The organism is Micromonospora sp. NPDC048835 (genome assembly GCF_040649995.1).
In the GTDB taxonomy this organism is placed as follows: domain Bacteria; phylum Actinomycetota; class Actinomycetes; order Mycobacteriales; family Micromonosporaceae; genus Micromonospora.
Map to the genome: position 1 here is coordinate 106,323 of NZ_JBEZGM010000018.1, position 25,286 is coordinate 131,608.

General features: G+C 71.1%; 19 protein-coding genes. 8 read left to right on the forward strand and 11 right to left on the reverse strand.

All coding sequences use genetic code 11. The features are described from left to right. Positions 1–85 precede the first annotated feature (85 nt). A complete protein-coding gene (locus AB0C15_RS21825) occupies positions 86–1,324 on the forward strand; it encodes a low temperature requirement protein A (protein WP_357354643.1) in 1,239 nt (412 codons plus the stop codon). Positions 1,325–1,478: 154 nt separating this feature from the next. On the opposite strand, the gene AB0C15_RS21830 is transcribed toward AB0C15_RS21825, so the two are convergent. The 4 genes from AB0C15_RS21830 to AB0C15_RS21845 form a co-directional block, all read right to left on the reverse strand. Beyond that, the gene (locus AB0C15_RS21830; protein WP_357354645.1) at positions 1,479–3,662 is read right to left on the reverse strand and encodes a UvrD-helicase domain-containing protein; all 2,184 of its coding nucleotides are present in this window, start codon (positions 3,660–3,662) and stop codon (positions 1,479–1,481) included. Between the two features lie 272 nt (positions 3,663–3,934). Then, complete coding sequence (locus AB0C15_RS21835; RefSeq protein WP_357354647.1) at positions 3,935–4,489, reverse strand: hypothetical protein; 555 nt, start codon at positions 4,487–4,489, stop codon at positions 3,935–3,937. A 176-nt stretch (positions 4,490–4,665) separates the two neighbouring features. Beyond that, on the reverse strand, positions 4,666–6,513 hold the full coding sequence (locus AB0C15_RS21840; protein WP_357354648.1) for a glycoside hydrolase family 15 protein: 1,848 nt from the start codon (positions 6,511–6,513) through the stop codon (positions 4,666–4,668). A gap of 167 nt (positions 6,514–6,680) precedes the next feature. Further along, positions 6,681–7,685: a LacI family DNA-binding transcriptional regulator gene (locus AB0C15_RS21845; protein ID WP_357354650.1), complete on the reverse strand. Its 1,005-nt coding sequence runs from the start codon at positions 7,683–7,685 to the stop codon at positions 6,681–6,683. Positions 7,686–7,823: 138 nt separating this feature from the next. Here AB0C15_RS21845 and AB0C15_RS21850 point away from each other — a divergent pair, with 138 nt between their 5' ends. The 4 genes from AB0C15_RS21850 to AB0C15_RS21865 are packed head-to-tail and all read left to right on the forward strand — an operon-like array spanning position 7,824 to position 13,352. Further along, positions 7,824–9,131 carry an extracellular solute-binding protein gene (locus AB0C15_RS21850; protein ID WP_357354652.1) on the forward strand — a complete coding sequence of 436 codons (1,308 nt, stop codon included), beginning with the start codon at positions 7,824–7,826 and terminating at the stop codon, positions 9,129–9,131. After that, positions 9,128–10,126 carry a sugar ABC transporter permease gene (locus AB0C15_RS21855; RefSeq protein ID WP_357354654.1) on the forward strand — a complete coding sequence of 333 codons (999 nt, stop codon included), beginning with the start codon at positions 9,128–9,130 and terminating at the stop codon, positions 10,124–10,126. Before AB0C15_RS21850 ends, AB0C15_RS21855 begins: the two co-directional genes overlap by 4 nt. 2 nt (positions 10,127–10,128) lie before the next feature. Then, entirely contained in the window at positions 10,129–10,989 is an 861-nt protein-coding gene (locus tag AB0C15_RS21860) for a carbohydrate ABC transporter permease (protein ID WP_357354656.1), read from the forward strand. Positions 10,990–11,027: 38 nt separating this feature from the next. Further along, on the forward strand, positions 11,028–13,352 hold the full coding sequence (locus AB0C15_RS21865) for a glycoside hydrolase family 3 N-terminal domain-containing protein (RefSeq protein ID WP_357354658.1): 2,325 nt from the start codon (positions 11,028–11,030) through the stop codon (positions 13,350–13,352). A gap of 92 nt (positions 13,353–13,444) precedes the next feature. Here the strand turns inward: AB0C15_RS21865 and AB0C15_RS21870 are convergent, their stop codons facing one another. The 6 genes from AB0C15_RS21870 to AB0C15_RS21895 form a co-directional block, all read right to left on the reverse strand. After that, a complete protein-coding gene (locus tag AB0C15_RS21870; protein WP_357354660.1) occupies positions 13,445–14,293 on the reverse strand; it encodes an oxygenase MpaB family protein in 849 nt (282 codons plus the stop codon). Beyond that, on the reverse strand, positions 14,290–15,528 hold the full coding sequence (locus AB0C15_RS21875) for an MAB_1171c family putative transporter (RefSeq protein ID WP_357354662.1): 1,239 nt from the start codon (positions 15,526–15,528) through the stop codon (positions 14,290–14,292). Before AB0C15_RS21875 ends, AB0C15_RS21870 begins: the two co-directional genes overlap by 4 nt. Before the next feature lie 7 nt (positions 15,529–15,535). Continuing rightward, positions 15,536–16,108, reverse strand: a complete 573-nt coding sequence (locus AB0C15_RS21880) for a hypothetical protein (RefSeq protein WP_357354664.1) — start codon at positions 16,106–16,108, stop codon at positions 15,536–15,538. Between the two features lie 3 nt (positions 16,109–16,111). Further along, on the reverse strand, positions 16,112–16,630 hold the full coding sequence (locus AB0C15_RS21885; protein WP_357354666.1) for a hypothetical protein: 519 nt from the start codon (positions 16,628–16,630) through the stop codon (positions 16,112–16,114). A 381-nt stretch (positions 16,631–17,011) separates the two neighbouring features. Further along, a complete protein-coding gene (locus AB0C15_RS21890) occupies positions 17,012–17,752 on the reverse strand; it encodes a haloacid dehalogenase-like hydrolase (protein WP_357354668.1) in 741 nt (246 codons plus the stop codon). Next, complete coding sequence (locus AB0C15_RS21895) at positions 17,752–21,846, reverse strand: tetratricopeptide repeat protein (RefSeq protein ID WP_357354670.1); 4,095 nt, start codon at positions 21,844–21,846, stop codon at positions 17,752–17,754. The genes AB0C15_RS21890 and AB0C15_RS21895 overlap by 1 nt, the downstream gene beginning before the upstream one ends. Positions 21,847–21,919: 73 nt before the next feature. Between AB0C15_RS21895 and AB0C15_RS21900 the strand changes: the two genes are divergently transcribed. Together AB0C15_RS21900 and AB0C15_RS21905 are read left to right on the forward strand one after the other, a co-directional pair. Then, entirely contained in the window at positions 21,920–22,081 is a 162-nt protein-coding gene (locus AB0C15_RS21900; RefSeq protein ID WP_357354672.1) for a hypothetical protein, read from the forward strand. Further along, positions 22,078–22,704 (forward strand): hypothetical protein, encoded by a 627-nt coding sequence (locus AB0C15_RS21905; protein WP_357354673.1) that lies wholly within the window; start codon positions 22,078–22,080, stop codon positions 22,702–22,704. Before AB0C15_RS21900 ends, AB0C15_RS21905 begins: the two co-directional genes overlap by 4 nt. A 51-nt stretch (positions 22,705–22,755) precedes the next feature. Here AB0C15_RS21905 and AB0C15_RS21910 read toward each other — a convergent pair whose 3' ends face one another. Then, entirely contained in the window at positions 22,756–23,802 is a 1,047-nt protein-coding gene (locus tag AB0C15_RS21910) for an SMP-30/gluconolactonase/LRE family protein (protein WP_357354675.1), read from the reverse strand. A gap of 272 nt (positions 23,803–24,074) precedes the next feature. Between AB0C15_RS21910 and AB0C15_RS21915 the strand changes: the two genes are divergently transcribed. Then, entirely contained in the window at positions 24,075–25,253 is a 1,179-nt protein-coding gene (locus AB0C15_RS21915) for an aminotransferase class I/II-fold pyridoxal phosphate-dependent enzyme (RefSeq protein ID WP_357354676.1), read from the forward strand. Positions 25,254–25,286 lie beyond the last annotated feature (33 nt).

A 25,286-nucleotide genomic window follows, 5' to 3' on the forward strand; every position in this document is an offset into this window, starting at 1 on the left:
CCTTTTCCGACGGTGCGGCAGGGGCGGGGGGACGCAACTCCTCCGGCCGCCCGTCGTTGGTCAGCGGGGCGGACGGAGGAGGGCGATGGCGGCGGGGCGGGGTGCCGAGCTGCTGCGTCCCCCCACCAGTTCCGGACGCGCGACGTTCCTGGAGCTCTTCTTCGACCTGGCCTTCGTCGTGGCCCTCACCCGGGTCTCGCAGTCGTTCGCCGACCTGGGCGACGACACGGGCTGGGCGCTCGCCACCGGGTTCGGGCGCACCCTGCTGCTCTTCCTGGCGCTCTGGCTGATCTGGTCGCACACCGCCTGGATCACCAGTCGCTACGAGCCGGAGCAGCCCATCATCCAGGCCGTGGTGGTCGGCACCATGTTCGCCGGCCTGATCATGGCGGTGGCGCTGCCACGCGCCATGCAGGAGCGAGCGTTGCCGTTCGCGATCGCGTACCTGACGGTGATGGTGCTGCGGCCACTGGTGATCGCCGTCGCGCTGCGCGGCCACCCGCGGCGGCTGGTGCCGATCCGGCTCGCCGTGTGGGCGCTGGCGAGCACGCCGCTGTGGCTGGCCGGCGCGTTCGGTCCGGACCGAGTACGCCTACCGCTGTGGGCGGCCGCCCTCGGCGTCGACTACCTCGCCTGGGCCCTCGGGTGGCCGCTGCCCCGGCTCGGAGCCTCGCAGGTGGGCCGCTGGCGGATCGCGGGGACCCACCTCGCCGACCGTTATCAGCAGATGTTCCTCATCGCGCTCGGTGAGTCGATCCTGGTCATCGGCGTGGTCTTCAGCGGCAGGGACTACTCCGACCTGCGGGCGGCGGCCTTCGCGGTCGCGTTCGCCACCAGCGCGCTGCTCTGGCGGATCTACTTCCACCGCGCCGGTCTGCTGTTGACCGACGCGTTGGAACGGGTGGTCCTACCCGGCCGGTTGGGGGCGGCATCGGAACGCACGCACCTGCTGATCGTGCTCAGCGTGCTCGTCACGTCGGTCGGGTACGAGTTGGTGATCGATGACCCGTTCGGGGAGCCGCGACCGAGTTGGCTGCTGTTCGTGGTCGGCGGCCCGATGCTCTTCCTCGTCGGCCGGATGCGCCTGGAGTACGAGATCTTCGGCCGGCGCTCCCGTTCCCACCTGATCGGACTGGCGGCCCTGCTGCTGTCCACGCCGGCGTCCGCCCTCTGGGCGCCGATGGTCGGGCTGAGCGTGGTGGCCGGAGTGCTGGCCGTGGTCGCGCTGCTCGACGGGCTGCGGAATCGGGGGCGACCGTTGGACGGTCCCGCCTCGCCGGTCGGGCGGGAGGAGGCGTCCGGGGCTGGCGACGTCGAGGCATGAACCTGCAGCCGTTGGAGGCATACGGCCGCGGACGGTGACGCGAGGGCGAGCGCCCTCCGTAGTGGGACGCCGCGACCAGGGACAGGTCGATCGTCAGGTACGGAGGGCGCTTCGTCAGCCTATTTCCGAACACATGTGCCGGTGTCCGGGCCGTTCAGGGACGTGTTCGGGTGAGGAGCAGCTGGCCGAGTTCCTGGGTGCACCGGGTGAGCGCGACGTAGAGACCGTTCCAACCGCGCGGTTCGGCGGCGATGCCGTGGGGGTCGACGAGGAGCGTGGCGTCCCACTCCAACCCCTTGGACTGGGTAGCGGTGAGCACCGGCACACCACTCAGCACGGCGGAGAGTTCGACGACGCGGGACGCCGGGGCGATGACTCCGACCGTGCCGTCGTGCCACCGTCGCTGCAACTGCCGTACCGCTTCGACGGCGGCGCCGGGAAGCTCGTCGGACGAGATCGTCAGCTCCCACGGGGCGATGCCCGAGGAGCGGACCGCCCGAGGTGGCGTGTTGTGGCTGCCGGCCTTCGTCAGGACAGGCGCGGTGAGGGCCATGACCTCCTGCGGGGTCCGGTAGCAGATGGTCAGCTCCGCGGCGGCCCAGCGGTCGCCGAAAGCAGCCTGCACCGCCTGCGCCCAGGTGGTGTGCCGGTGCGCCGCCTCCGCCTGGTCGATGTCGCCGACGGCGGTGATGGAGCGACTGGGACAGCGCCGCAGAACCATCTGCCACTGCATCTCGGACAGTTCCTGTGCCTCGTCGACGACGACGTGGCCGTACACCCAGCCGCGCTGGCGGCGAGCACGGTCGGCGACGAACTCGCCCTGCGGTTGCGGCGCGGCACCCTCACCGAGCAGGTCGGCGAGGGCGTCGAGCAGCGGGATGTCGCTCGACGCCCACGCGGAGGGCTCGGCCGCGACGACGGCGACCTCCTCCGGGGACAGGTGCGGGGCGAAGCGGGCCAGCAGGGTGCGGTCGGTCAGGAGCGCACCCAGCGCGGTTTCGGCGTCGAGGGTGGGCCACCACGCCTCGAGGAACCGGGCGATGCTGGCGTCCTCGGCGATCCGGCACCGGAGGTCCTCGATCTCCTCCTCGGAGAGCAGTCCGTCCACGTCGCTGCCGGTGGACGTCCGGGCGGAACCGTGGTCCTGCGCCATGCTGCTGTCGACCCGGGCCAGGATGTCCTCGAAGCCCTCCTCCATCTCGTCCATCAACGCCTCGCGCTGTTCGGCGACGACATCGGCGAGAAGGTGGTGCACCTGCTCGGCGAAGACCGCGCGGGCGCGGTGGTACGGGCGTCCCTGCACCGCCGAGGCGAACGCCTGCGCCACCGATGCGGCGGGGATGACGAAGAACTCGCCGTCCCAGCGCAGCTTCAACTCGCGGGGCCGGGGGAGCAGCGAGGCGACGTAGTCCTCAAGCGTGGCCCGCCAACGGGCGCGGCCCTTGATCTCGGCGAGACGGCGGCTCTCGTCGCGGCCCACCTGGACGTCGGCCAGCAGGGTGTCGCAGGTCGCCGCGACGACGGCGGTCTCACCGAGCGCGGGGAGCACCTGGGCGATGTAGGTGAGGAAGCGCGGCGAGGGGCCGAGGACCAGGACCGCCTGCTCGGCCATCTTCCGGTAGGTGAACAGCAGGTACGCCACACGGTGCAGAGCGACCACGGTCTTGCCGGTGCCGGGACCGCCCTGAACGATCAGCGGGCCGGTCGCCTCGGCCCGGACGATGTCGTCCTGCTCGCGTTGCAGCGTGGAGATCGCCGTCGTCATCCGGCCGGTGCGTCGCTGGTCGAGGGCGGCCAGGAGCGCGCCTTCGCCGACGAGTTCCGCCCCTGCGGTCCCGTCCAGTGGCTCGTCGTCCACGCCGACGACTGTCGACCCGGTGGTGCGGATGTGCCGGCGTCGTGCCTGCCCCTGAGGGTCGACGGCGGTGGCCGTGTAGAAGGGCCGCGCCGCGGGGGCGCGCCAGTCCACGAGCAGGGGTTCGCCGCCCTCGCCGTCGTCGCGCAGGCCGATCCGGCCCACGTGCCGCACGGTGCCGTCAAGGCCGTCGAGGCGGCCGAAGACCAACCCGTCCCGTGCCCGCAGCAGGTCCTCGTACTGCTGGCGGAGCATGCGCTGCCGGGCCAGCTCCAGCGCGTCGAGCGCCGCTGCCGAGAGCTCGACCTGTAGGTGGTCGACCAGCCGGTCGCGCCGTGCCGTGGCCAGGTCCAGGAACGCCTGTTCCTCGCCGACGGCGGACCGGAGTGCCGCGCTCTCCGGGGCAGAGCCCGGCAGCGGGCCGTCAGGTGTCGCGTCGTCGACGCCGGCAGCGCCGTCGGACAGGGCAGACTTCCGCCGCATTCGCAAATCCTCGGGTGGGTGCTCTTCGGCGGCCCGGCTGAGCCACCGTGCATTCGGCGGCAAGCATAGGGCCGGTTTTCCGCACCGACCAGGAAATCCGCCGGCAGAGACGGGAATCGCAATACCTTGCGGTTCCGGGTCTCCGGTGGCCCCAATTATTCGCGATTCTTGATTGACAGATGGGTCCTCGTCTGTTCTGCGCTGGCGCAGTTTCCCGCAGAACGGTGGAGAGCCCCCGCGCCGCGGGGGCTCTCCAGGTGCGCCAGCGTGGGTCAGCCCAACGTGAACGTCACGTCGTCGACGTCGAAGGCCGTGGTGCCGTTGCCGGCGGTCTCGCTGGCCAGGAAGCTGGCCGTCGCGGTGCGCTCGGTCGTCGCCGTCCCGGTCGACATGCTGTACTGCCGCCACTGCGCCCCACCGTCGAAGGCCAGCGAGAACCTCGTCTTCGGGGGTATGCCGGTGACCGCGAGCCCGACGTTCAGGTAGTCGCTGCGGTTGGTCTCCGTGGTGGTGGTCCGTACCCAGAAGCGGACCGTCAGGTCGCAGTTGGCGGGCACCGTGACCGTGGTGCGCAGCAGGTCTCTATGCGTCACGTCCAACCCCGCGAAGCTGGCGTACGCGTTGCCGGTGTGCGCCGGCCGGTTCGCGTCGCCGAACACGACGATGCGGGGGCCGGCGGTCCAGTCGGTGGTGCCCTGCTCGAACCCCGGGTTCGCATGGATCTGCCCGCTGCAGGGTGGGTCGGCCGCCTGCTGGCCGTGGGATGCGCTGCCCGTGCCCAGGAGCAGCAGGGCGGCGGCCGAGGCGGTGGTGACGAAGGCCCTCATCAGTTCTCCCCGCGTCTATGCATTTACTTTGGTCGATGCATATCGACGATGCGTCATGGACGCGGGGCCCGTCAAGCACTTCCCGCGGTCAGTGCCGGCGGCGACCTGTCGTCGGCGCCGAGAGCGCCGGCGAGCAGAGTGCCGATGATCAGGCGACTGGCCGCAGCGGGCACGCCCTACTGCCGGCGGTGGGCGTCGGCCTCGGCGTCGAGCAGGTCGTTGAGCGTCAGCGCGGAGTTGATCAGTGCCAGGTGGCTGAACGCCTGGGGGTAGTTGCCGATCTGCTCCCCGGTCGCCGCGATCTCCTCGGCGTAGAGACCGAGGTGGTTGCTGAAGGTGAACATCTTCTCGAAGGTGAGCCGGGCATCGTCGAGCCGGCCGGAGCGGGCCAGCGCCTCGACGTACCAGAAGGTGCACATGTTGAAGGTGCCCTCGTGGCCGGGGAGGCCGTCGGGGGAGTGGACCGGGTCGTAGCGGTGTACCAGGCTGTCGGAGACCAGTTCCCGTTCGATCGCGTGCAGGGTCGACTGCCACAGGGGGTCGCTCGGCGTCACGAAACCGACCGCTGGCATGGCCAGCAGCGCGGCGTCCAGCACGTTCTCGTCGTACGCCTGCACGAAGGTGCCGCGGACCCGGTCGTAGCCGCGGGTCATGACCTGGTCGTAGATGCGGTTGCGTTGCTCGGTCCAGCAGGTCATGTCCCCGGGGCGGCCGGTGCGGTTGGCGAGCCGGATGGCCCGGTCCAGCGCGACCCAGGACATCACCCGGCCGAAGGTGTAGTTGCGGGGGTGGTGGCGGCTCTCCCAGATGCCGGCGTCGGCCTTGTCCCAGTTGTGGCAGAGCCAGTCGACAAGACGCACGGTGCTCTTCCACACCTGGTGCGAGACGCGGATGCCCTGCTCGTCGGCGAGGTGCATGGCGTAGAGCGCCTCGCCGTGGATGTCGAGTTGGAGTTGGTCGGCGGCGCCGTTGCCGATCCGCACCGGTCGGGAGCCGCGGTAGCCCTCCAGGTGCTCCAGCACCTCCTCGTGCAGGTCGGAGGAGCCGTCCACCCGATACATGATCTTCAGTGGGTTCTGGTGGTCGCCGGCCTCGCGGATCCGTTCGTCGAGCCAGTTCATGTACCGGCTGACCTCTTCGGTGAAGCCGAGGCCGAGCAGTGCGTGCACGGAGAACGACGTGTCGCGCACCCAGGTGTAGCGGTAGTCCCAGTTGCGGGTCCCGCCGACCAGTTCCGGCAGCGCGGTGGTCGGGGCGGCGATCATCGCGCCGGTCGGGGCGTACGTCATGAGTTTGAGCGTGATGGCGGAGCGCTCGACCATCTCCCGCCAGCGGCCGGTGTAGCGGGACCGTTCGAGCCAGCGCCGCCAGTAGTCCCGGGTCCACTCGAACATGCCCTGGATCTCTTCCGGCCCGATGATGCGTGGCTCGGTGCCGCCCGTCTCCAGGACCACCCCGCCGGTGTCGCCCTCGTTGAGGGTGCCGTACGCGATCAGGTCGCCGCCCTCGATGTGGACGTCGCCCTGTTCGGAGATCAACCGCCGGACGGGGTCGACCGGGTTGAACGTCAGCGTCGCCGACCTGCTGCGGAAGACGTAACCGTTGTGGTGGCGTTCGAGCTGGTGTTCCTCGCGGGCGTAGTCGAACCGCGGCCGGCACTCCACCCGGAAGCGCATGCTGCCCCGGACCATGGTGACGGTGCGGACCAGCCGGTGCGTGTCGGTGGCCCGCTCGCCGGTGACCGGCATGAAGTCCATCACCTCGGCCACCCCGTCGGCGCTGATGAACCGGGTGATCAGGATGGGGGTGCCCGGGAGGTAGAGCTGTTTGGTCACGTACCGGACGTCGTGCGGCGCGATCTGGAAGTAGCCGCCCTTGTCCTTGTCCAGCAGCGCGGCGAAGATGCTCGGCGAGTCGAACCGCGGCGCGCAGAACCAGTCGACGGTTCCGTCGCAGGTGACCAGCGCGGCGGTCTGCAGGTCGCCGATGAGTCCGTGGTCTTCGATCGCGGGATAGCTGTCCACGTCTCTCCCCGGTTCGGCTACGTCCTGCGCATCGAACCTAGGGGGAGAATTGCGTACTTAGGTGAGATTCACGTTTCGCCACCCTGTCGCGTGTCCCCGCGTGGTCGCGGTGCCCGCCGCACGTACCCCGGAGGTGGGCCTGGGGCCCGCTCGGCCCGGCCGGGCTGTCAGTGCAGCGGTCGGCAGGAGGAGCGGATGACCAGCTCGGTCGGGAGCCTGATGTGGGTGTCCCGCTCGACACCGGCGATCAGGTCGACGAGCAGGCGCAGCGCCTCGGCGCCCATCCGTTGCAGGGGCTGCATGATGGTCGTCAACGGCGGGTTGACCAGTGCCGACTCCGGGACGTTGTCGAAGCCGATCACCGACAGGTCGTCGGGCACCGACAGGCCCATGTCCCGGGCCACGGTCATCGTGGAGATCGCGGAGAGGTCGTTACCCGCGAAGATCGCGCTCGGCCGGTCGGTGAGGGAGAGCAGTTCCGCGGCGGTGCCGGCGGCGCTCTCGACCCGGAACCCACCGACGCGGACGAGGCGCTCGTCCACCGGTACGCCGGCGTCGGCCATCGCACTGCGGAAGCCGGCCTCGCGTAGCTGCGCCGACATCAGGTCGGTGCGCCCGCTGATGTGCCCGATGCGGCGGTGGCCGAGGGACAGCAGGTAGTTGGTGGCGAGGACGCCGCCGGCGAAGTTGTCCGAGTCGACGGTGGGCAGGTCGGACGGCCCGGTGTGCGGGTCGACGGCCACGACGTGGAAGCTGTGTTCGGTCTCGACCACGGTGGGCGTGACGATCACCGCGCCGTCGATGAGGGTGCCGGAGAGGCGGGCCAGCGAGCGTCGCTCCCACCCGACGGCGGCACCCTCGCCGTCCCCGCTGGAGTAGGCGAGCAGTTGGTATCCGCTGCCGGCGACCTCCTGGGACGCCCCCTTGAGCAGTTCGGTCGAGAACGGCTCGAACTCGGCCACCAGGATGCCGAGCACGTTGGTGCGGTGGCTGCGCAGGCTCTGCGCGCCGAGGCTGGCCTCGTAGCCGAGCTCGTGGATGACCTGCTGGACGCGCTCCACCGTGGCCTGGGCCACGCCGTAGCGGCCATTGACAACCTTCGACACGGTCGCGACGGAGACGCCGGCAGTACGTGCCACATCCGACATCTTGACGCGCTGCTGAAACACCACGTCGATGATGATAGGGCCCCGGGAGGGGGGCGTCGGGGGCGACTCGAAAACGTTATCGATACCGATTGACATCAAGTTACGTGACTGTAAAACTTCGCCGCAGGCCGAGTACCGCGACTGACTAGTCGAGGAGAATCGATGGCAACTAAGCGGCGTATGAGTGCCGTCCTGGCACTGTTGACGACAAGTGTTCTCGTTGCCGCCGGATGTAGCGGCGGCGGCGAAGAGGCGGCCCCCGAGGGCGAGCTGTACAAGAACCCGGTGACCCTGAGCTGGTGGCACAACGCGTCACAGGACGGGCCCGGCAAGACCTACTGGGAGAAGGTCGCCAAGGACTTCTCCGCACTCCACCCCACCGTCAAGATCGAGATCGAGGCGATCGAGACGAATCAGCTCCAGCGCACCCGGCTCCCCGCCGCGCTGCTGAGCAACGACCCGCCGGACATCTTCCAGGCCTGGGGTGGCGGCGAGATGGCCGAGCAGGTGGAGGCCGACTACCTCAAGGAGATCACCGACCAGGTCAAGACCGAGGTCGGCGACATCGGCAGTGCCGCCGAGATCTGGCAGGTCAAGGGCAAGCAGTACGGCCTGCCGTTCCGGATGGGCATCGAGGGCATCTGGTACAACAAGGACATGTTCGCCAAGGCGGGCATCGCGGCTCCGCCGACCAACTTCGAGGAGCTCAACGCAGCGGTCACCAAGCTCAAGGCGACGAACGTCATTCCGATCGCCGTGGGTGCCGGTGACAAGTGGCCCGCCGCGCACTGGTGGTACAACATGGCGCTGCGCGCCTGCTCGGTCGACACCCTCAAGAAGGCGTCCACGGACAAGACCTTCGACGATCCGTGCTTCGTGAAGGCCGGCCAGGACCTGAAGACGTTCATCGACACCAAGCCGTTCCAGGACAACTTCATCGCCACGCCGGGCCAGAACGACCCGACCAGCGCCAACGGCATGCTCGCCAACGGCAAGGCCGCGATGGAGCTGATGGGTGACTGGAACCGCGGCACGCTCGACACCGTCGCCACGGACAAGACGAAGCTCGCCTCGTTCCTCGGCTGGTTCCCGGTGCCGGCGATCAGCGGTTCCCCGGGTGACCCGAAGGCGGCCCTCGGCGGTGGTGACGGGTTCTCCTGCGCCAAGAACGCCCCGGCCGAGTGCGTCGAGTTCCTCAAGTACATCGTGAGCCCCGAGGTGCAGAAGGGCTACGCCGAGACCGGCACCGGCCTGCCGGTGGCCAAGGGTGCGGCGGACGCCGTCAAGGACCCCGCGCTGAAGTCCATCCTGGAGGCCACCTCCGGGGCGAGCTACGTCCAGCTCTGGCTGGACACGGCCTACGGCAGCACCATCGGCACCGCGATGAACGACGCGATCGTCACCATCTTCGCCGGCAACGGGACGCCTGAGAAGGTCGTCTCGGCAATGAAGGCGGCCGCAAGCAAGTGACCTCCGCCAACCAGATCCGTATGCCCGCCGGCGGCGCTCCCGCGTCGCCGGCGGGCCCCGACCGGGCCGAGCGCGCGTCCCAGCGCCGCGCCGACAACCGCCGCAAGTGGTACGAGATCATCGGGCTCACCACGCCGGCCATCGTCATCTACGTGATGTTCGTGCTGGTGCCGATGGGCTTCGCGGTCTACTACAGCCTGTTCCGGTGGCGCGGGGTCGGGCCCCCCACCGAGTTCGTCGGCCTGCGCAACTACACCCTCGCCTTCCAGGACCCGATCTTCCTCGACGCGTTGCGCAACAACGCCATCATCGTCTTCGGGTCACTGCTGATCCAGGGCCCGATCGCCCTGGGCGTCGCCCTGCTACTCAACCGCCGATTCCGCGGGCGGGCGGTGTTCCGCCTGCTGGTGTTCGTGCCCTACGTGCTCGCCGAGGTCACCGTCGGCATCATGTGGAAGCTGCTCCTAACCGGCGACGGCACCGTCGACGCGCTGCTGCGGGCACTGGGAATGGGCGGCCTGGTGCAGGCCTGGCTCGCCGACCTGGATGTGGTCATCTGGACCCTGCTGGCCGTCCTCACCTGGAAGTACGTCGGCTTCGCGATCATCCTGCTCCTCGCCGGGCTGTCCAATGTGCCCGACGAGCTGACCGAGGCGGCGTCGATCGACGGCGCGAGCTGGTGGCAGATCCAGCGGCACGTCACGATCCCGCTGCTCGGCCCGACGATCCGCATCTGGATGTTCCTGTCCATGATCGGCTCACTACAGATCTTCGACATGATCTGGGTGACCTCGGTGCCCGCGGTGCGGTCCCTCGGCGCGTCGGCCACGATGGCGACCTACATGGTGGACAACGGGTTCTTCGCCCGGCTGTGGGGCTACGGCAACGCCGTGGCGGTGATCCTGTTCGTCATCTCCTTCGTGGCGGCGCTGCTGTTCCAGCGGTTCCTGCTCCGCCGCGACATCCAGGGCGCCATCACCGGAAGGGCGAAGTGACGATGGCCGTGAACTCCGTAGTCCCGCCGTCCCCCGGGCGCCGTCCCGTCACCTGGGGCACCCCGCTCACCTACGCGCTCGCCCTCGCGATCGCGGCCGTCTCGATCGCCCCGGTCATCTACGTGGTCATCGGCGGTTTCCGCACCACCCCGCAGATCGTCGCGGACCCGGCCGGCCTGCCCGACCCGTTCGTCTGGGACAACTACTCCCGGGTGCTGACCCAGAGCAACTTCTGGCAGCAGGCGTTCAACAGCGCCGTCATCGCCCTCGGCACCACGCTCGCCGTGGTAGTGCTCGGGATGGCCGCCGCGTTCGTGCTCGCCCGCTACACCTTCCGCGGCCGGGAGGGGCTCTACACCTTCTTCACCCTCGGCCTGCTGTTCCCGGCCGGGGCGGCGATCCTGCCGCTCTACCTCATGCTCCGCGACCTCAACCTGATCAACTCCTACTACGCGGTGATCCTCCCGCAGGTCGCCTTCTCACTACCACTGACGATCGTGATCCTGCGTCCGTTCCTGTCCGCCATCCCGAGAGAGTTGGAGGACGCCGCCGCCATCGATGGCGCGAGCCGACTCGGCTTCCTCTGGCGCGTCGCGATGCCGCTGTCGCGGCCCGCGCTCGTCACCGTCGGCGTCCTGGCGTTCGTGGCGAGCTGGAACTCGTTCCTGCTGCCGCTGCTCGTCCTCAGCGACGTCAGCCTGCACACCCTGCCGCTGGGCGTGCAGAACTTCTCCAGCCAGTACACCACCGACACGGCAGGCGTACTCGCCTTCACCTCGCTGGCGATGCTGCCGGCACTGCTCTTCTTCACGCTCGCGGAGAAGCAGATCGTCGGCGGCCTGCAGGGCGCGGTCAAGGGCTGAGCGGCAGCGGCACGAGCACAACCAGAGAAAGGCACAGCATGACAGAGGTCCACGCGGTGGTGGACGGGCTGACACCGGCTCAGGCAGGTCCGGGGCGCGGCCGACCGGACGGGCACGACGGCGAAACCCGGCTACGCGATCTTCTCGGCCGGATGACGATCGATGAGAAGATCGCCCAGCTCGTCGGCTTCTGGGAGAAGGAGGACGGCGAGGCGGTCGCGCCCTTGCAGGGAGAGTTCGGCGACGCCGTCAGGCTCGACGACTTCTCCCGGCACGGGCTCGGTCACCTCACCCGCGCCTACGGCACCCGCCCCGTGGACGCGGCGGAACGCGCGTCCTGGTTGTGGAAGTTCCAACGGGACCTGGTCACCGGGACCCGGCTCGGCATCCCGGCGATCGTCCACGAGGAGTGCCTCACCGGGCTGTCCGCGTGGAGGGCGGCCACGTTCCCCACCCCGCTGGCCTGGGGTGCGGCGTTCGACCCGGAACTGGTCACCGAGATGGCCGAGGCGATCGGCGCCTCGATGCGGGCCCTCGGCATCCACCAGGGGCTCTCGCCGGTGCTCGACGTGATCCGTGACCCCCGCTGGGGTCGGGTGGACGAGTGCATCGCCGAAGACCCGTACCTGGTCGGCACCATCGGCACGTCCTACGTGCGCGGCCTGCAGTCGCAGGGGGTGCACGCCACCCTCAAGCACTTCGCCGGCTACTCCGCCTCGCGGGCCGGGCGCAACTTCGCCCCGGTGCACGTCGGCCGCCGGGAACTGGCCGACGTGCTGCTCCTCCCGTTCGAGATGGCGATCCTCGACGGCGACGCCCGCAGCGTCATGCACTCGTACACCGAGATCGACGGGGTCCCCGTCGCCGCCGACCCGACGATGCTGACCGGCATCCTGCGCGACCAGTGGGGTTTCGACGGCACGGTGGTGGCCGACTACTACGGGGTGGCGTTCCTGAACCTGCTGCACCACGTGGCGGGAGATCACGCGGACGCGGCCCGGCAGGCGTTGACTGCAGGTGTCGACGTCGAGCTGCCGACCGGCGACGCCTACCTGACCCTGCGGGAGTCGGTGCGGGCGGGCACGCTCGACGAGGCGCTCGTCGACCGCGCGGTGCTCCGGGTGCTGCGCCAGAAGCAGGACCTGGGCCTGCTCGACGCGACGTTCAACGACGAGCCGCCCCAGGCGATCGACCTCGACTCACCCGAGCACCGGTCGATCGCCCGTCGGCTCGCCGAGGAGTCGATCGTGCTGGTCGCCAACCAGGACGCGCTGCCGCTGCCGGCAGGGCGACGGGTGGCCCTCATCGGCCCGAACGCCGACCGGCAGGGCGCGCTCTTCGGGTGCTACTCGTTCCTCAACCACGTCCTCGTCCAACACCCCGGTGTGGAGACCGGCATCGAGGCGCCGACCGTGCTCGACGCCGCACGGGCCGAGTTCGGCGCCGACCTCGTCACCTGGGCGCGTGGCTGCGACGTGGACACCGACGACCGATCCGGTTTCGCCGAGGCTGTCACCACGGCCTCCGACGCGGACGTCGCCGTCCTGGTCGTCGGCGACCACGCCGGTCTGTTCGGGCGCGGCACGGTCGGTGAAGGCTGCGACCGGGACGACCTGGAGCTGCCCGGTGTCCAACGCGAGCTGGTCGAGGCGGTGCTGGAGACCGGCACACCCGTCGTCCTCGTGCTGCTGACCGGTCGGCCGTACGGGATCGGCTGGGCGGTTGCGCGCTGTGCGGCAGTGGTGCAGGCGTTCTTCCCCGGGGAGGAGGGCGCCGGGGCGATCGCCGGGGTGCTCTCCGGTCGGGTCAACCCGTCGGGTCGGCTGCCGGTCACCCTGCCCGGGTCGGCCGGCGCGCAGCCGTACTCCTACCTGCACCCCACCCTGGGCGAGGGCAACGAGGTGACGAACCTGTCAACGACGCCGGTGGCGCCGTTCGGCCACGGCCTGTCCTACACGACGTTCGCGTACAGCGATCTCGTCGTGCCGGCCACTGTCGCCACCGACGGGGCGGTGGCGGTGACCGTGCGGGTGACCAACACCGGCACGGTCGCCGGCGACGACGTGGTCCAGCTCTACGGTCGCGACCTGGTGGCCTCGGTGACCCGGCCGGTGGCGCAGTTGCTCGGCTACCGGCGGGTGCACCTGGAGCCGGGCGGGTCGGTGACTGTCGAGCTGACGGTGCCCACCAGCCGTCTGGCCTTCTCCGACCGCACGTTCACCCGCGTGGTGGAGCCCGGTGCGGTCGAACTCTGGGTCGGCACCAGCGTGCGGCGGGACACCCAGGCGGCGACCGAGCTGGTCGGTGACACCGTCCCGGTCACCACCGTCTCCCCGCGCTGGACCACCACCGACGTCCGTTGACGGTCGGTCCGCCGTCGTCCCCGGTTGATGACGGCGGACCGACCTCAGTTGGCCGGGAGGGCCAGACCGGCCCTGCGCCAGCAGGCCGGCTGCTACTCGTGGTCCGGGCCGAGGCGGCTGATCTGGTACCCGTCGGGGTAGCTCCTGGTCGTGATCCCGTCGGCGAACAACGCCGTCGCCGGTGGTGCGCCGAACCACCGCTGCAACCGCGAGCGCGTCTTCAAGGCCAGGTGCAGCCCCGCCCGGACCGGCCAGGCCGGCGTGTCGACACGCGTCGCGCGCCGCAGCGGCGCGTCGTACAGGGCGCTGACAAGTGCGTTTCCCAGCGGCGCGACCACCCGGGGGATCCGGGTGAGCATCAGCATCCGGGTGGCGCGTTCGATGGCCGCCGCGTCGTCGTTGGGCCGCAGGTGAGCCGCGTCGTGCGCGTCGAACCAGGTCTCGAACTCGGCGTACGACCCGGGGATGTCGGTGATGCCCATCCGCCGACCGAGTTCCCGGTAGAACAGGTACGTGGCGTGCCGCTCGTGGCAGCAGGGTCGGCGCCAGCCGTACTCCTGCAACCACCGGGTGGGGATCACGACCAGGCAGCCGAGGACGTAGCGGAAGTCGTCGTTGTCGATGTCGTACGGGCGGTGGATCTGGTTCACGCGCCGTAACGCGTCGCGGCCCCGAGGCTGTTCGAAACCGTTGAGCACCATCTCGTACATCAGCAGGCCGGTGTCGTCGAGCCGCTTCTGGGTGCGTTCGGTCAGCTCGCCGGTGGCGGTGTGCACGGCGGCGATGGCGGGGATGGAGAAGGAGCGGTTGAAGGCGAGGTTGAGGCCGAGCTTCAGGTCCCACGGAAACTCGTAGCGCAGCATGGTCTGGTAGATGTCGAGGTAGTCGCGCTCCGGGTCGAGGGCGCGGATGCGGCTGAGGTTGGCGTAGCGGTCTCTCATCGGCGGGCGTCTCCAACCGTGGGATGCGGGGTGCCCGGGGCGGTGCGGTCTCGGGTCGCGGCGACAGTCTGCGCCACCACCGGCGAGGAGGCGTAGAACTCGGTGACAAGCGTCAGCCAGGCGACCTCACCGGCGTAGCCGCCGTCCGGGCGGTGCAGCTCGTCGGCGGGCTGCGGGACCGCGGCCACCAGACCGGCGCGATGGCGGCGCAGCGCGCAGGCCAGGTGGGCGGCCTCGATCGTCGCCTGCCGCTCCTCGGCGGTCAGCCCGGCCCGCTCGGCGAGGTGCGCGGCCACCGCCGTCACACCGCTGTCCAGGTACGGGCGCAGGGCCAGGCGGCCGTCGCGGATCTCCGCCACCCGGCGGGTCAGTGCGTAGTCGGTGTCCCGCGCGGCTGCCCAGCGTCGACGCAGGGTGGGGTCGAGTTCGAGGTCGGGTAGGGCCGCGATGAGGTCGCGCCAGAGTGGTTCGAGCCGGCGCCAGGAGTGGTGGTCCTCCCACCGCCGGGTGATCCTGAGAGTGGGCCCCCACGCCGGCATGGTGAGGCCGATCGTGATGAGCAGAGCGCCGATGGTCACCAGGACCGCGGCGATCTGGCGTTCGCCGGCCGGTTGGTAGCCGGCCCAGTAGGCGACCAGATAGCCGATCTTGTTGGTGCTGTAGAGCAGCGCGAAGGCGGCACCGACCGCGGTGATGCGCAGCCCCCGGCGCAGCCAGGGCCGCCCGCAGATCTTCGCGAAGCTCCAGCACAGCCGGGTGATGTCGAAGCAGTAGGCGAAGAAGCCGAGCAGCAGGAAGATCAGCAGGTAGGCGGTCACGACGGGGTCTGTCGCGTACTCGACGGTCAGGCGCACCGGGGCGTCGTAGGTGAGGGTGTGGGCGAACAGGCCGACCATGACGAGGAACGCGCACGCGGTGACCCAGATCCATCGGCGGGCGCGGGCGGCGGCCGTCGCCGGGGGGAGCGCGAAGTGCAGGAGCATGATCTCGGCGTTCGCCGAGATGGTCAGCGCGCCGGCGTGGGCCATCACCTTGGCCAGGTTGGGGAGCCCCGACGTCTGGTCGATCGCGGTCGCGATGGGCGGGATGGCGACGGTGATTCCGGCGGCGAACGCCCCGAGACCGCCGCAGATCGCCCGTCGGGCGTGGCTCGGGTGCCGGCGCTGGAGTCGCACCATGTAGCCCAGAGCGATCCAGCCGGCCACGGCACAGACGGTGTAGAGGACGGTGTCCATTTCGGCGTTACCAGTGGGGGTGTTCGAGCGAGTGCCGCAACCGGCCGTACAGCTCGGTGTCCGCGCCGTTCAACGGCGCGTCGTCCACGTCGCTGTGGCTGCCGCGGACCCGTCGAAGGAGCAGTGAGCCGATCATCTCGGCTTCGCGTTCCTCGGTCGCGGCGTAGGTGCTGCGGCCGAGACTGCGCTGGACGAGCTGCGGGTCGAGGTCCGGTAGCAACAGCCGGGAGGCGTCCGCGTCGAGCACTTCGGTCGCCTGGTGGCCGGCGAGCAGGTGACCCAGCTCGTGCCCGATGATCAACAACTGGTGCAGTGGCGAGGTGTCCTGCTCGAAGAAGATGGCGTCGAAGTCACCGGTCGGCACGCACATCCCGCACACGGTCTGTGCCGGTAGCTTGATCGGCACCAGGTGGATCGGCCGGCCACGCCGTTCGGCGAGCGCGTCGCACAGCTTCTGGATGTCGAACGGCTCGGGCACCTCGAGCTCGGCGACGAGCTGCTCGCAGCGCCTGCGTAGTCGGTGCAACTTCACGTCAACGTTCTCCCGCTCGTCGGTGTGCTCCCACCGCAGGATCTGCACGGTCTAGTCGCGGTCGGTCGGCGCGGAACCGGTCGTGCCGCTGCCCGCCGCGACGGCTCGCAGTCGGGCCACCATCTGCTCGACGAGCCGGGTGTCCGTCGCGGAGAGCCCGTTGTCGGCCAGGACCTGGCGCAACGCCACCTGCTTGACATCCATCCGGCGCAGCTCGTCGAGGAGGGTGAGCTGACCCTCGATCCGTCGGGCCGCCGCGTCGTCGACGAAGTAGCCCGAGTTGACCCCGAAGGCGGTGGCCAGGGCGCGGACGTGTGAGGTGCGGGGATCGCGTGCCACGCCGCGGCGCAGCTCTCCGATGTAGGCGGCGCTGATCGTCACCCCTGTCTCGGCCGACGCGTCGTTGATCTTGTCGGCGATCTCTTTGTTCGTGTACCTACGCCCTGACTCGTCGGAGTCGCTCAGTTCGTCGGGCGTCGGGCGGATCTTGTCGAAGAGGTACTCCAGCCTGGCGGCCAGCGTGTCGAGGGGCGGCAGCTCCTGCTCTGCGTGCCGATCGTCAACAGTCATTCCTCACCCTTCAGCCGCCTAAACGACAGTGTCGCAGATGCCCGGGACGGCAAAACAGATGTTGACACGTGCACGGAACGTGAGCGTATGCTCGCTCCTGTTTGGAGCAACGGGCGTTGAGTAGGAACTCGATCGGTCTCAACACCCGTTGCGCGCCGGACGAGTGCGCGGTCCGGCCGGCCGAACCGGGGGAGCCATCGGCGGTAGGAGTCAGCTCCGCAGGGAGCAGAACGGGGGGTTCCTCCCGCGGCGTTGGCTGGCGTGTGGAGCGGTGGCGGCAGACCGCCTCCGCCCGGCCGCCGCCTGTTGGTGGGGGGTCGCTGGGCCGCTCCGGCAGAAGATCGTCGTCTGCCAGCGGCCCAGCGGCAGTGGCGCCGGACGTCACCGAGGTGGTCGGCTCACCGGGCCCGACTGTTCCTCCGGGCTCGGGCCACCCAGCCAGGTGACGGTGGTCAGCCGAGCGCCAAGTGACCGCCGCGCCCGGGAGACCTGACGCCCGTTCGCGTTGACCAGCACCGGCCGCTCGGCGGCCCGGAGGACCGGCAGATCCGACAGCGAGTCGCTGTAGGCCACCCGCCAGGGTGGCGCCACCCCCTCGGCGGCGAGCTGCGCCATCTTGGTCGCGCCATGGTTGTGCACGATCAACCTGGGCCCGCGAATGTGCGAGGCCACCAGCTCCACCCCGGCGAGGCCGAGCGCGTCGAGCACCGCGCGCGCCAGGGTGTGCTCGCACGCGGTCACCACGATGACCCGGTCGCCGGCGGCCAGGTGGTCGAGGATCATTCGCAGGCCGGGCCCGATGACCCGCCCTGGCTCCACGGCGAGGCCCGCACCGAAGCGCTCCAACTCCGTTCGCAACTGGTCCGCGTCGCGACCCCACAGGCCGATCCGGCTCACCCACCGCGCCACCCACGGCCGGAGGGCGGGAACGGTGACCATGGGCGCCAGGAGAAGAAGCGGCGCCACGGCGAGCGGGAGCCGTGCACCCACGAACGCGGTGCGACGCAGGAACAGCCCGAACGAGTCCCCGCGCACCACGACACCGTCGAAGTCGAAGATCACGGTCTGTGCGGCCGACGCCGACATCGGCCCACCGGCCGGGTGCCACCGGCGGTCCGCCATCAGCCGAGCCCACTTGTCGGCTGCGCCACGGTCGGTAGCACCGCGATCAGGTCGAGCACCTCGTCGGCGCGGGCCGGGCCGAAGGCGTCGGTGAGGATGGCCCTGAACGCCTCGTCGCCGAGCCCTGCCCGCAGGTCGCGCAGCGCGTTGAGGTCGAGCGCCGCGTTCGCCGACCCGATCCGCCGGTCGATGGCCAGGGCCTCGACGATCAGCGGGACGCCCTCCGCCGGATGGCCCTGCTCGACGCGTAGCTGCCCGATCGCCACCTGGTCCAACGCCACCGCCTCCCAGTTGCCCTGCTCGCTGTCGATCCGTAGGCAGGTCCGGTAACACCGCTCGGCCAGGGCCCGGTCGCCGCGCAGAGCGGCCACCCGGCCGAGGTGGAAGGTGCTGTTGGAGACGCCCGACTGGTTCCCCAGCCGTTTCTTGATCGCGATGGATCGGCGGTAGAACCCGTCCGCGCCGGCGAAATCCTCCTGCTCTTCACACACCCGCCCGAGCTGGTGCAGGACGATGGCCTGGTTGGGCTCGTGGCGCAGCACGCGGTAGACCTCCAACGCCTGCTCGTAGCGGGACCGGGCCTCGGCCAGCCGGCGGGTCTCCAGCGCCACCATGCCGAGGTCCTCATGGCACTTGGCGACCCCGGCCCGGTAACCGGCGGCGGCGCAGATCGGCAGCGCCCGCAGCAGGCACATCCGGGCGGTGCCGAACTCACCCGACCGGGCGGCGGCGATGGCGAGCAGGACGTACGCGCTGCCGAGCGGGGTCGGGTGGGAAACGTCGAACCGGAAGCGCAGGTACGCCTCGACCCACTCGGCACGCTGCGCCGCCCGCCGCGGGTCGAGGTGCCGGGCCACCAGGTCGGTGAAGGCCGGCCGGCCCAGTTCCAGGCGCTGTACGGCAAGCCACTCCAGGGCCGGCTGGTGCGGGGGTCTGTCGTCCCCGTCGATCGCGCCCAGGGTGTGCGGCACCGCCTCGGCAGCCCGGCCGAGGACGGTGCGAACGCCGCCGAGCAGTTCGTCGCAGCGGCGGAGCAGCGGGGCCTCGCCGAGGGCCGCGACGATCGTCCGGGCGCGGGCGAAGCAGCTCTCGGCGAACTCGAGGTCGTCGAGGTCACGGGAGAGATGACCGAGCAGCAGGGTGCACTCGGCGACGTGGCCGTTGCTGCCGACCTCCTCGAAGATCTTCAGGGCGGCGCGGACCCGGGACTCGGCGGCCTCGTACGCGAAACGGGCCAGGGCGATCCGTCCGAGCATCACCAACCCACTGCCCTGCTGGACCCGGGCGCCCATCCGCCCGTAGGTGGTGATGGCCACCTGAATGCACTGCTCCGCCTTCACCAGGTCGCGGGCCTCGAAGGCGAGGACGCCGATCTGGTGGTGGCTCGCCGCGATCCCGTCCAGGTCGTCGAGGTCACGGACGATCTCCAGCTCCTCCAGGTACCGCGACATGGCCAGCTCCGCGTCGCCGTTGCCGCGCGCGATGCCGGCGAGCTGGTGCAGGGTCTTGCCGACTGCCGCCCGGTCGTCGAGCCGGCTCAAGATCGTCAGCGCCTCCTGGTACAGCCGGTCGGCTGTCGTCCGGTCGCCCCGGTTGTCGGCGACCAGGCCCAGTTGGTGCAGGAGCTTGCCGACCCCGCTGTCGTCGCCGAGGTCCCGGTAGATGGTGAGTGCGGCCTGGTAGCGCTCCGTCGCCTGCGGGTACTCGCCTCGGCTGAGGTGCACGTCCCCCAGTCCCTTGAGGAAGCTCGCCGCGCGTGCCGAGCGATGCGGCACCATCGGCAGCAGCTCCCGCCAGAGCTTCTCCTCCCAGGCCCAGTGCCCGGCCGCGTGCAACTCCTGGCAGGCCAGCTCGGAGTAGGTGACGACCTCGTCGGTGTCACCCGCCGCCAGGTGGTGGTACCGCGCCTCGACGGCCCGGCGGATGAAGTCGTGCTGATCGGTGCTCGACCGGGCCCGCCAACCCCAGTAACGGCCCGCCCGACGGTGCGACTCGGCCACCGCTTCGCGGCCGGCGATCCGCAGCAGGCTCGCCGCCGTCCACCGGTGCACCAGGTGACCCCCGGTCACCGGGGCGAGCAGCCCCAGCCGCGACAGTGTCTCGACCGCCTCGTCCAACCCGGCGGGCTCCGGTGGTGGGGTGTCACCGTCCGCCGCGTCGGCGAGCTGCCAGGCGAGGCCGGTCCGGTCCGCCGGGGTGCGGTACACCGCAGCGCCGAGCAGCAGCCGGCGGGCCGCCGGGGCGGCCTCCAGGCGGGCGAGGAGCCGGGGCAGCAGCACGTCCTCGGCGACAAGCGCACCGGCCTCCGCCAGCGGCGTGCCGGCCCCTGCCGTTGCGCCGTCCCGGCCACCGCCGGCCGCCGTCAGCCGGCTGGCCACCTCGTCGGATCGGGCGCTGCCCTCGCGCAGCAGACCGTCGAGGTACTCCAACGCGCGGGGGTGGCCGCCCAGCCGGTGCCACATCCGTTGCTGTTCCGCCGGGGCCAACTGGCCGACGCCCGGCAGCCGCCAGAGCAACTTGCGGGTCTCCTGCCAGGAGAGCGGACCGAGGTGGCAGGTCTCGAGACCGGCGACCGGGAACGGGTGCCGGCTGGTCACGACCAGCTCGTGGCGGGACGCCCAGGCGGCGAGGAACGCGGCCAGGTCCGCGTCGGCCAGCCGGTGCTCGGCGTCCAGGGCGTCCTCGGCGTTGTCGAGGACGAGCAGCAACGGCGTGCCGCCGGTGTCGAGCGCCGCCAGCCGTCGCCGCCAGTCGTGGCCCGGCTCGGCGAGGGCGGCGAGGCAGCGCCGCAGCGGGTCGTCCGGGGCGGAGCCGTCGCATCGCCTCCGCACCTGGCGGCGCAGCTCGTCGAGGACTGCGTCGACGGTGGCGTCGCCGTGGGTCGCCACGACGATGCCGCCCCGGTCGCGGAAGCGCTGCGCGAACTCCGCGGCGAGACTCGTCTTGCCGATCCCACCGATGCCGTGCACGAGCACCCGCAGCTTCCCCCGCGACAGCCGACGCAGGATCTCCCGTCGGCCGACGAAGTCCGTGGGTGCGCGCACCACGCCGTCGGCGACGACCGACTGGCCGGCAGGCGCGGCTTCGGCCGTCCCGCCCCGTCCGCCGGCCAGCCGGAGCCCGGGGTCGGCCAGGAACAGCGTCGGCATCCACCACTCGGCGGCGGTCGGGGCCAGCTCACGGCGTACGGCCGAGACCTCTGCCAGCAGCTCCGGCTCGCTCCGGGCGGCCAACCGCTCGTAGAGCCGGGCGCAGAACTCGATGGTGTAGCCGTCGCTGACCGTCCCGTTCATCGCCAGCACCGCCGGGGCACCGTGGGCCAGCAGCGCGCCGGCCAACCCGGGCAGCTCCCGGTGGTCCGGCCGGGCCGTGGAGCAGCCGGCGAGCACGATCAACGGCACCGTGCGGCCCGGCGGCAGCACCTCGGCCAGGAACCGCGCGGCGTCCACGCGGTCCTCCGCGCCGCTGGGGGTCTCCAACAGCAGCGCGCCCGGGCGCGCGTGACTGGAGACGTGCAGGACGTGGAACGGCTCCTCGGTGAGGGCGGCCCGGATCGCGTCGGCGCTGCCCCACTCCAGGACGCGCACCCGCACGCCGTGCCGGTGCCCGGGTTCGACAGCGCCGAGGATCCGACCGAGTTCCCGTTCGTGGTCCAGTAGCTGCTGGGTGGAGTCCTCCGGGCTCGCGATCGCCGCGAGCATCCGCAGCGGACCGTCCACCCGGACCGCGGGTACCGGCCGGTCGGGGCCGACCCGGCAGACGTCGACGTCCGGGTGCAGCGCCAGCGGCAGCTCCTCGCCGGGCAGCACCAGGGTCTCCCAGGGCAGGTCGGCCAGGGCCGGGTCGGTCACCTCGATGCCGAGCCGGTGGCGGCCGGGCCGGGCCAGCTCGACCCGCAGGGCCGGGCCGGGGGTGTGCAGGAAGCGGCGGCCGAGCGCGACGCCGACCTCGTACGACAGCTCCACCGAGGGGCCGCCGCGCAGTCGCCAGAGCAGGTCGGCGGTGCGTTGGTCGGCCGGGCCGACCGGGTGCCGCCACCTGTCGTCGCGCACGGCCAGAACCACGTCCGTCGCGCTGACGGTCAACCGGATCACAGGCGCCCCCCGCGGTCGCCCGGCGGACGACCCGACGCCGGGGCGGATTGCCGGACTGGCCGATACTGTATCCATGGCTGACAATCCTGAGGAGCCCGCGCCTGTCGACACGGTGCGGGTCAACGACAGCGGTGAGCTGGAGTTCTTCGACGGCCAGCGCTGGGTGCCGTACACCGACCTGCCCGACGACGACAACGGCCCGCTCGGCGTCGTCTTCCGCGACGACAGCCGATGACCGGGGAGTCGCCGACGAGCGACGCGCTGCCGTCCCCGTTGGACTCGGTCGCGGACAGTCGGGCCGCAGCACGGTGGATCATCTCTTCGGCCGGCGCGGTGGGCGCGCTGCTGCTCGGCGGTGGTCCGCTGATCGCCGCCGTCAAGGTCACCGACTGGGTGCACGCGCTGTGGGCGGGCGGCGGTCTGCTGGTGACGCTCGTCGGCGTGGCGTGGGCGATCTGGCGGACCAGCGAAGTGCTCGTCCCGCCGATGACCACGCCGGCGTCGCTCGCCGGGCCGGAGTTGCGCGGCCTGCGTGAGCGGCTGGCGGCCGAGTCGTGGTACCACTACGGCGGGTACGCCGTCGACGTCGACGGCCTGCTGCGGCATCGCCGGATCGCCGCGGAGATCACCGGCCGGCTACCGACGGCCCCGCCGCAGGAGCGCGTGGCACTCCGCGAAGGGCTCGCCACCGCGCGTCGCAACATCGCCCGGACCGATCCGTACCTGCGCTGGCTGCTCGCCACCGCGCACGCCTGGCAGGTCCGGGAGGCGTTGCGTCGGGCCCGCCGGCAGACCTTCCTGGCGGCGGTGCTGGTGGTGGTCGGGGCGGTGGTGTTCGTCGCCGCGACCACGCGATAGCGCGCCGCCACGTCGGGCTGCGACGGAGGCGGCGCGCCATCTGGCCGTCGGTCAGTACGGGTAGCCGGGGACGTTGAGTCGCACGCTGTAGAGCCCGGAGTCACCCCATCGACCCGAGGTGACGAAGAGGGTCTGCCGGTCGGGCCCGCCGAACGCCACGTTCGTCGTGCCGGAGTTGCCGGACCGGATCGTGCCGAGCTGGGTGCCGGTGGGGGAGTAGACGTGGACCAGGGAGTCTCCGCCCGAGGTCCAGTAGACGTTGCCGGCGCAGTCGATCGTGCCGCCGTCCGGGCCGGCGATGTAGTTCACGAAGACGCTGCGGGCGCCGATGCTGCCGTCGGGCTGGACCGCGTACCTGTAGATCTTGTTTTCGGAGTAGGCGCCCACGTACAGCGCCGTTCCGTCAGGTGAGAGCGAGATGCCGTTGGGTTGGCGCAACTGGTCGTCGACGAGCGACACCTGCCCGTTGGCGACGCGGAAGACGCTTGTCCGTCCGTTCATCTGGTCCTGGCGGTTGCCGCGCTGGAAGTTCGGGTCGGTGAAGTAGACGACGCCGTCCGAGCGGACCGCCACGTCGTTCGGCGAGTTGAACGCCCGGCCCTGGTAGTTGGCCGCGACGGTGCTGCGCGCCCGGTCGCTGAGTCGGTACGCGGACACGCTCCGCTGGTCGTGGGTGGCCGCGACGAGCTGCTGCGCGTCGGCACTCAGTGCCAGGCCGTTGCTGCCGGCGTTGGTGATGAACGTGTCGAAGGTCGCCGGAGGGGTGAACCGGCGGATCGTCGACGGCTGGACGTTGTACGGCCCGGTGCCGGCGGTCATGTCGGAGAAGAGCAGGTAGCCGCCGTTGGCGACCCAGACCGGCCCTTCGAGGAAGGTGAACCCGCCCTGGATGCGCGGGGCCGTCACGGTGCTGGCCGGCAGCGGTTGCCCGTAACCGACCCCGGTCGGGCAGACCCCGGGCGGGGCGCCGGGCGGACCGGCGAACGCGGCGCGGCCGCTGACGTGCGCCGCATTCGGGGCGGCACCGGCGGGTGGTGTGGCGGCGCTGACCGCGAGGCACAGGCCGGCCAGGACGGCAATTGTGGGACGCCAGGTCATCGAATACTCCAATCGGCGTCGAGGGTGGCGATGGCCGGCGTGCGAGGTCGGTGGTGCGCACGGCGTGAGGGCGGGCCGTCGGTGTGGGTATCCGGCAGCCTAGGTGACGAACTGGCGACTCACAGCGGTCTTTCGGCGCTGTTTCCGGAACAACTGACAAAGGCGCTGGTCAATGCCGAAAGAATGTCCCGGAACATTTTCGGCCTGTCACAGTGGATGGACCGGAGGTGTCCGGGACGGCGGACCGCGACGGCGCGCAATAGGCTCGGACGATGAGTGGCGTGCGCGGTGGTGCCCAGGTCTCGACGAATCCTCTCGGACAACTCACGCTCGACCAACTCCGGCAACGGACGAGCCTCAAGTGGCGGGAGCACCCCGACGACGTCCTGCCGCTCTGGGTGGCGGAGATGGACGTGCCGCTGGCCGAGCCGGTCGCGCGGGCGATCACCGACGCCGTCGAGCGCGGCGACACCGGTTACCCCGCCGGCACGGCGTACCCGGAGGCGTTGGCCGAGTTCGCCCGGCGGCGGTGGGGTTGGGACGGGCTGGCCGTGGAGCGCACCGCGCTGGTGCCCGACGTCATGCACGGCGTCGTCGAGGCGCTGCGCCTGGTCACCGAGCCGGGGGACGCGGTGGTCGTCAACTGCCCGGTCTACCCGCCGTTCTACGAGACCCTGGCGCACGCCGACCGCCGGATCGTTGAGGCGCCGCTCGGCGCGGACCTCCGCATCGACCTCGGCACGCTCGAGGACGCGTTCCAGCGGGCTCGCGCCGACGGCCGGTCGGCGGCGTACCTGCTGTGCAGCCCGCACAACCCGACCGGCGTGGTGCACAGCGCGGCCGAGCTGTCCGACGTCGCCGCACTGGCCCGGCAGCACGGGGTACGGGTGGTCGCCGACGAGATCCACGCGCCGGTGGTGGCCAGGGATGCGGGCTTCGTGCCGTACCTCTCGGTGCCCGGCACGGAGAACGGCCTGTCGCTGATGTCCGCCTCCAAGGGGTGGAACCTGGCCGGCCTGCGCGGTGGGCTCCTCGTCGCGGGTCCCGCCGCGGCCGGGGACCTCGCCCGTGTCCCGGACGGGGTCAGCATCGGCACCAGCCACCTCGGCGTGATCGCCCACACCGCCGCGTTCCGCGACGGCGGCGAGTGGCTCGACGCCCTCGTGACCGGCCTCGACGACAACCGGCGGCTCCTCGCCGCGCTGCTCGCCGAACACCTACCGGCCATCCGCTACCAACCCGGTCCGGCCACCTGTCTGGCCTGGCTGGACTGCCGCGCCCTGGGCCTCGGCGGTGACCCCGCCTCCGTGTTCCTCGACCGTGGCCGGGTGGCCCTCAACTCCGGCCTGGCGTTCGGCACCGGCGGTGCCGGGCACGTCCGACTGAACCTGGGCACCGCACCGGGGCTCGTCACCGAGGCGGTACACCGGATGACCAGCGCCATCGACTGAGACCGACACGGATGTCGGTCGTCCGCTCTACGG

Bases quoted from the DNA above. Each gene is read 5' to 3' on its own strand.
- AB0C15_RS21835 (WP_357354647.1), bottom strand. From the start codon at position 4,489: ATGAGGGCCTTCGTCACCACCGCCTCGGCCGCCGCCCTGCTGCTCCTG.
- AB0C15_RS21910 (WP_357354675.1), bottom strand. From the start codon at position 23,802: ATGACCTGGCGTCCCACAATTGCCGTCCTGGCCGGCCTGTGCCTCGCG.
- AB0C15_RS21885 (WP_357354666.1), bottom strand. From the start codon at position 16,630: ATGACTGTTGACGATCGGCACGCAGAGCAGGAGCTGCCGCCCCTCGAC.
- AB0C15_RS21850 (WP_357354652.1), top strand. From the start codon at position 7,824: ATGGCAACTAAGCGGCGTATGAGTGCCGTCCTGGCACTGTTGACGACA.
- AB0C15_RS21830 (WP_357354645.1), bottom strand. From the start codon at position 3,662: ATGCGGCGGAAGTCTGCCCTGTCCGACGGCGCTGCCGGCGTCGACGAC.
- AB0C15_RS21915 (WP_357354676.1), top strand. From the start codon at position 24,075: ATGAGTGGCGTGCGCGGTGGTGCCCAGGTCTCGACGAATCCTCTCGGA.
- AB0C15_RS21825 (WP_357354643.1), top strand. From the start codon at position 86: ATGGCGGCGGGGCGGGGTGCCGAGCTGCTGCGTCCCCCCACCAGTTCC.
- AB0C15_RS21890 (WP_357354668.1), bottom strand. From the start codon at position 17,752: ATGGCGGACCGCCGGTGGCACCCGGCCGGTGGGCCGATGTCGGCGTCG.
- AB0C15_RS21865 (WP_357354658.1), top strand. From the start codon at position 11,028: ATGACAGAGGTCCACGCGGTGGTGGACGGGCTGACACCGGCTCAGGCA.
- AB0C15_RS21875 (WP_357354662.1), bottom strand. From the start codon at position 15,528: ATGGACACCGTCCTCTACACCGTCTGTGCCGTGGCCGGCTGGATCGCT.
- AB0C15_RS21900 (WP_357354672.1), top strand. From the start codon at position 21,920: ATGGCTGACAATCCTGAGGAGCCCGCGCCTGTCGACACGGTGCGGGTC.
- AB0C15_RS21905 (WP_357354673.1), top strand. From the start codon at position 22,078: ATGACCGGGGAGTCGCCGACGAGCGACGCGCTGCCGTCCCCGTTGGAC.
- AB0C15_RS21860 (WP_357354656.1), top strand. From the start codon at position 10,129: ATGGCCGTGAACTCCGTAGTCCCGCCGTCCCCCGGGCGCCGTCCCGTC.
- AB0C15_RS21870 (WP_357354660.1), bottom strand. From the start codon at position 14,293: ATGAGAGACCGCTACGCCAACCTCAGCCGCATCCGCGCCCTCGACCCG.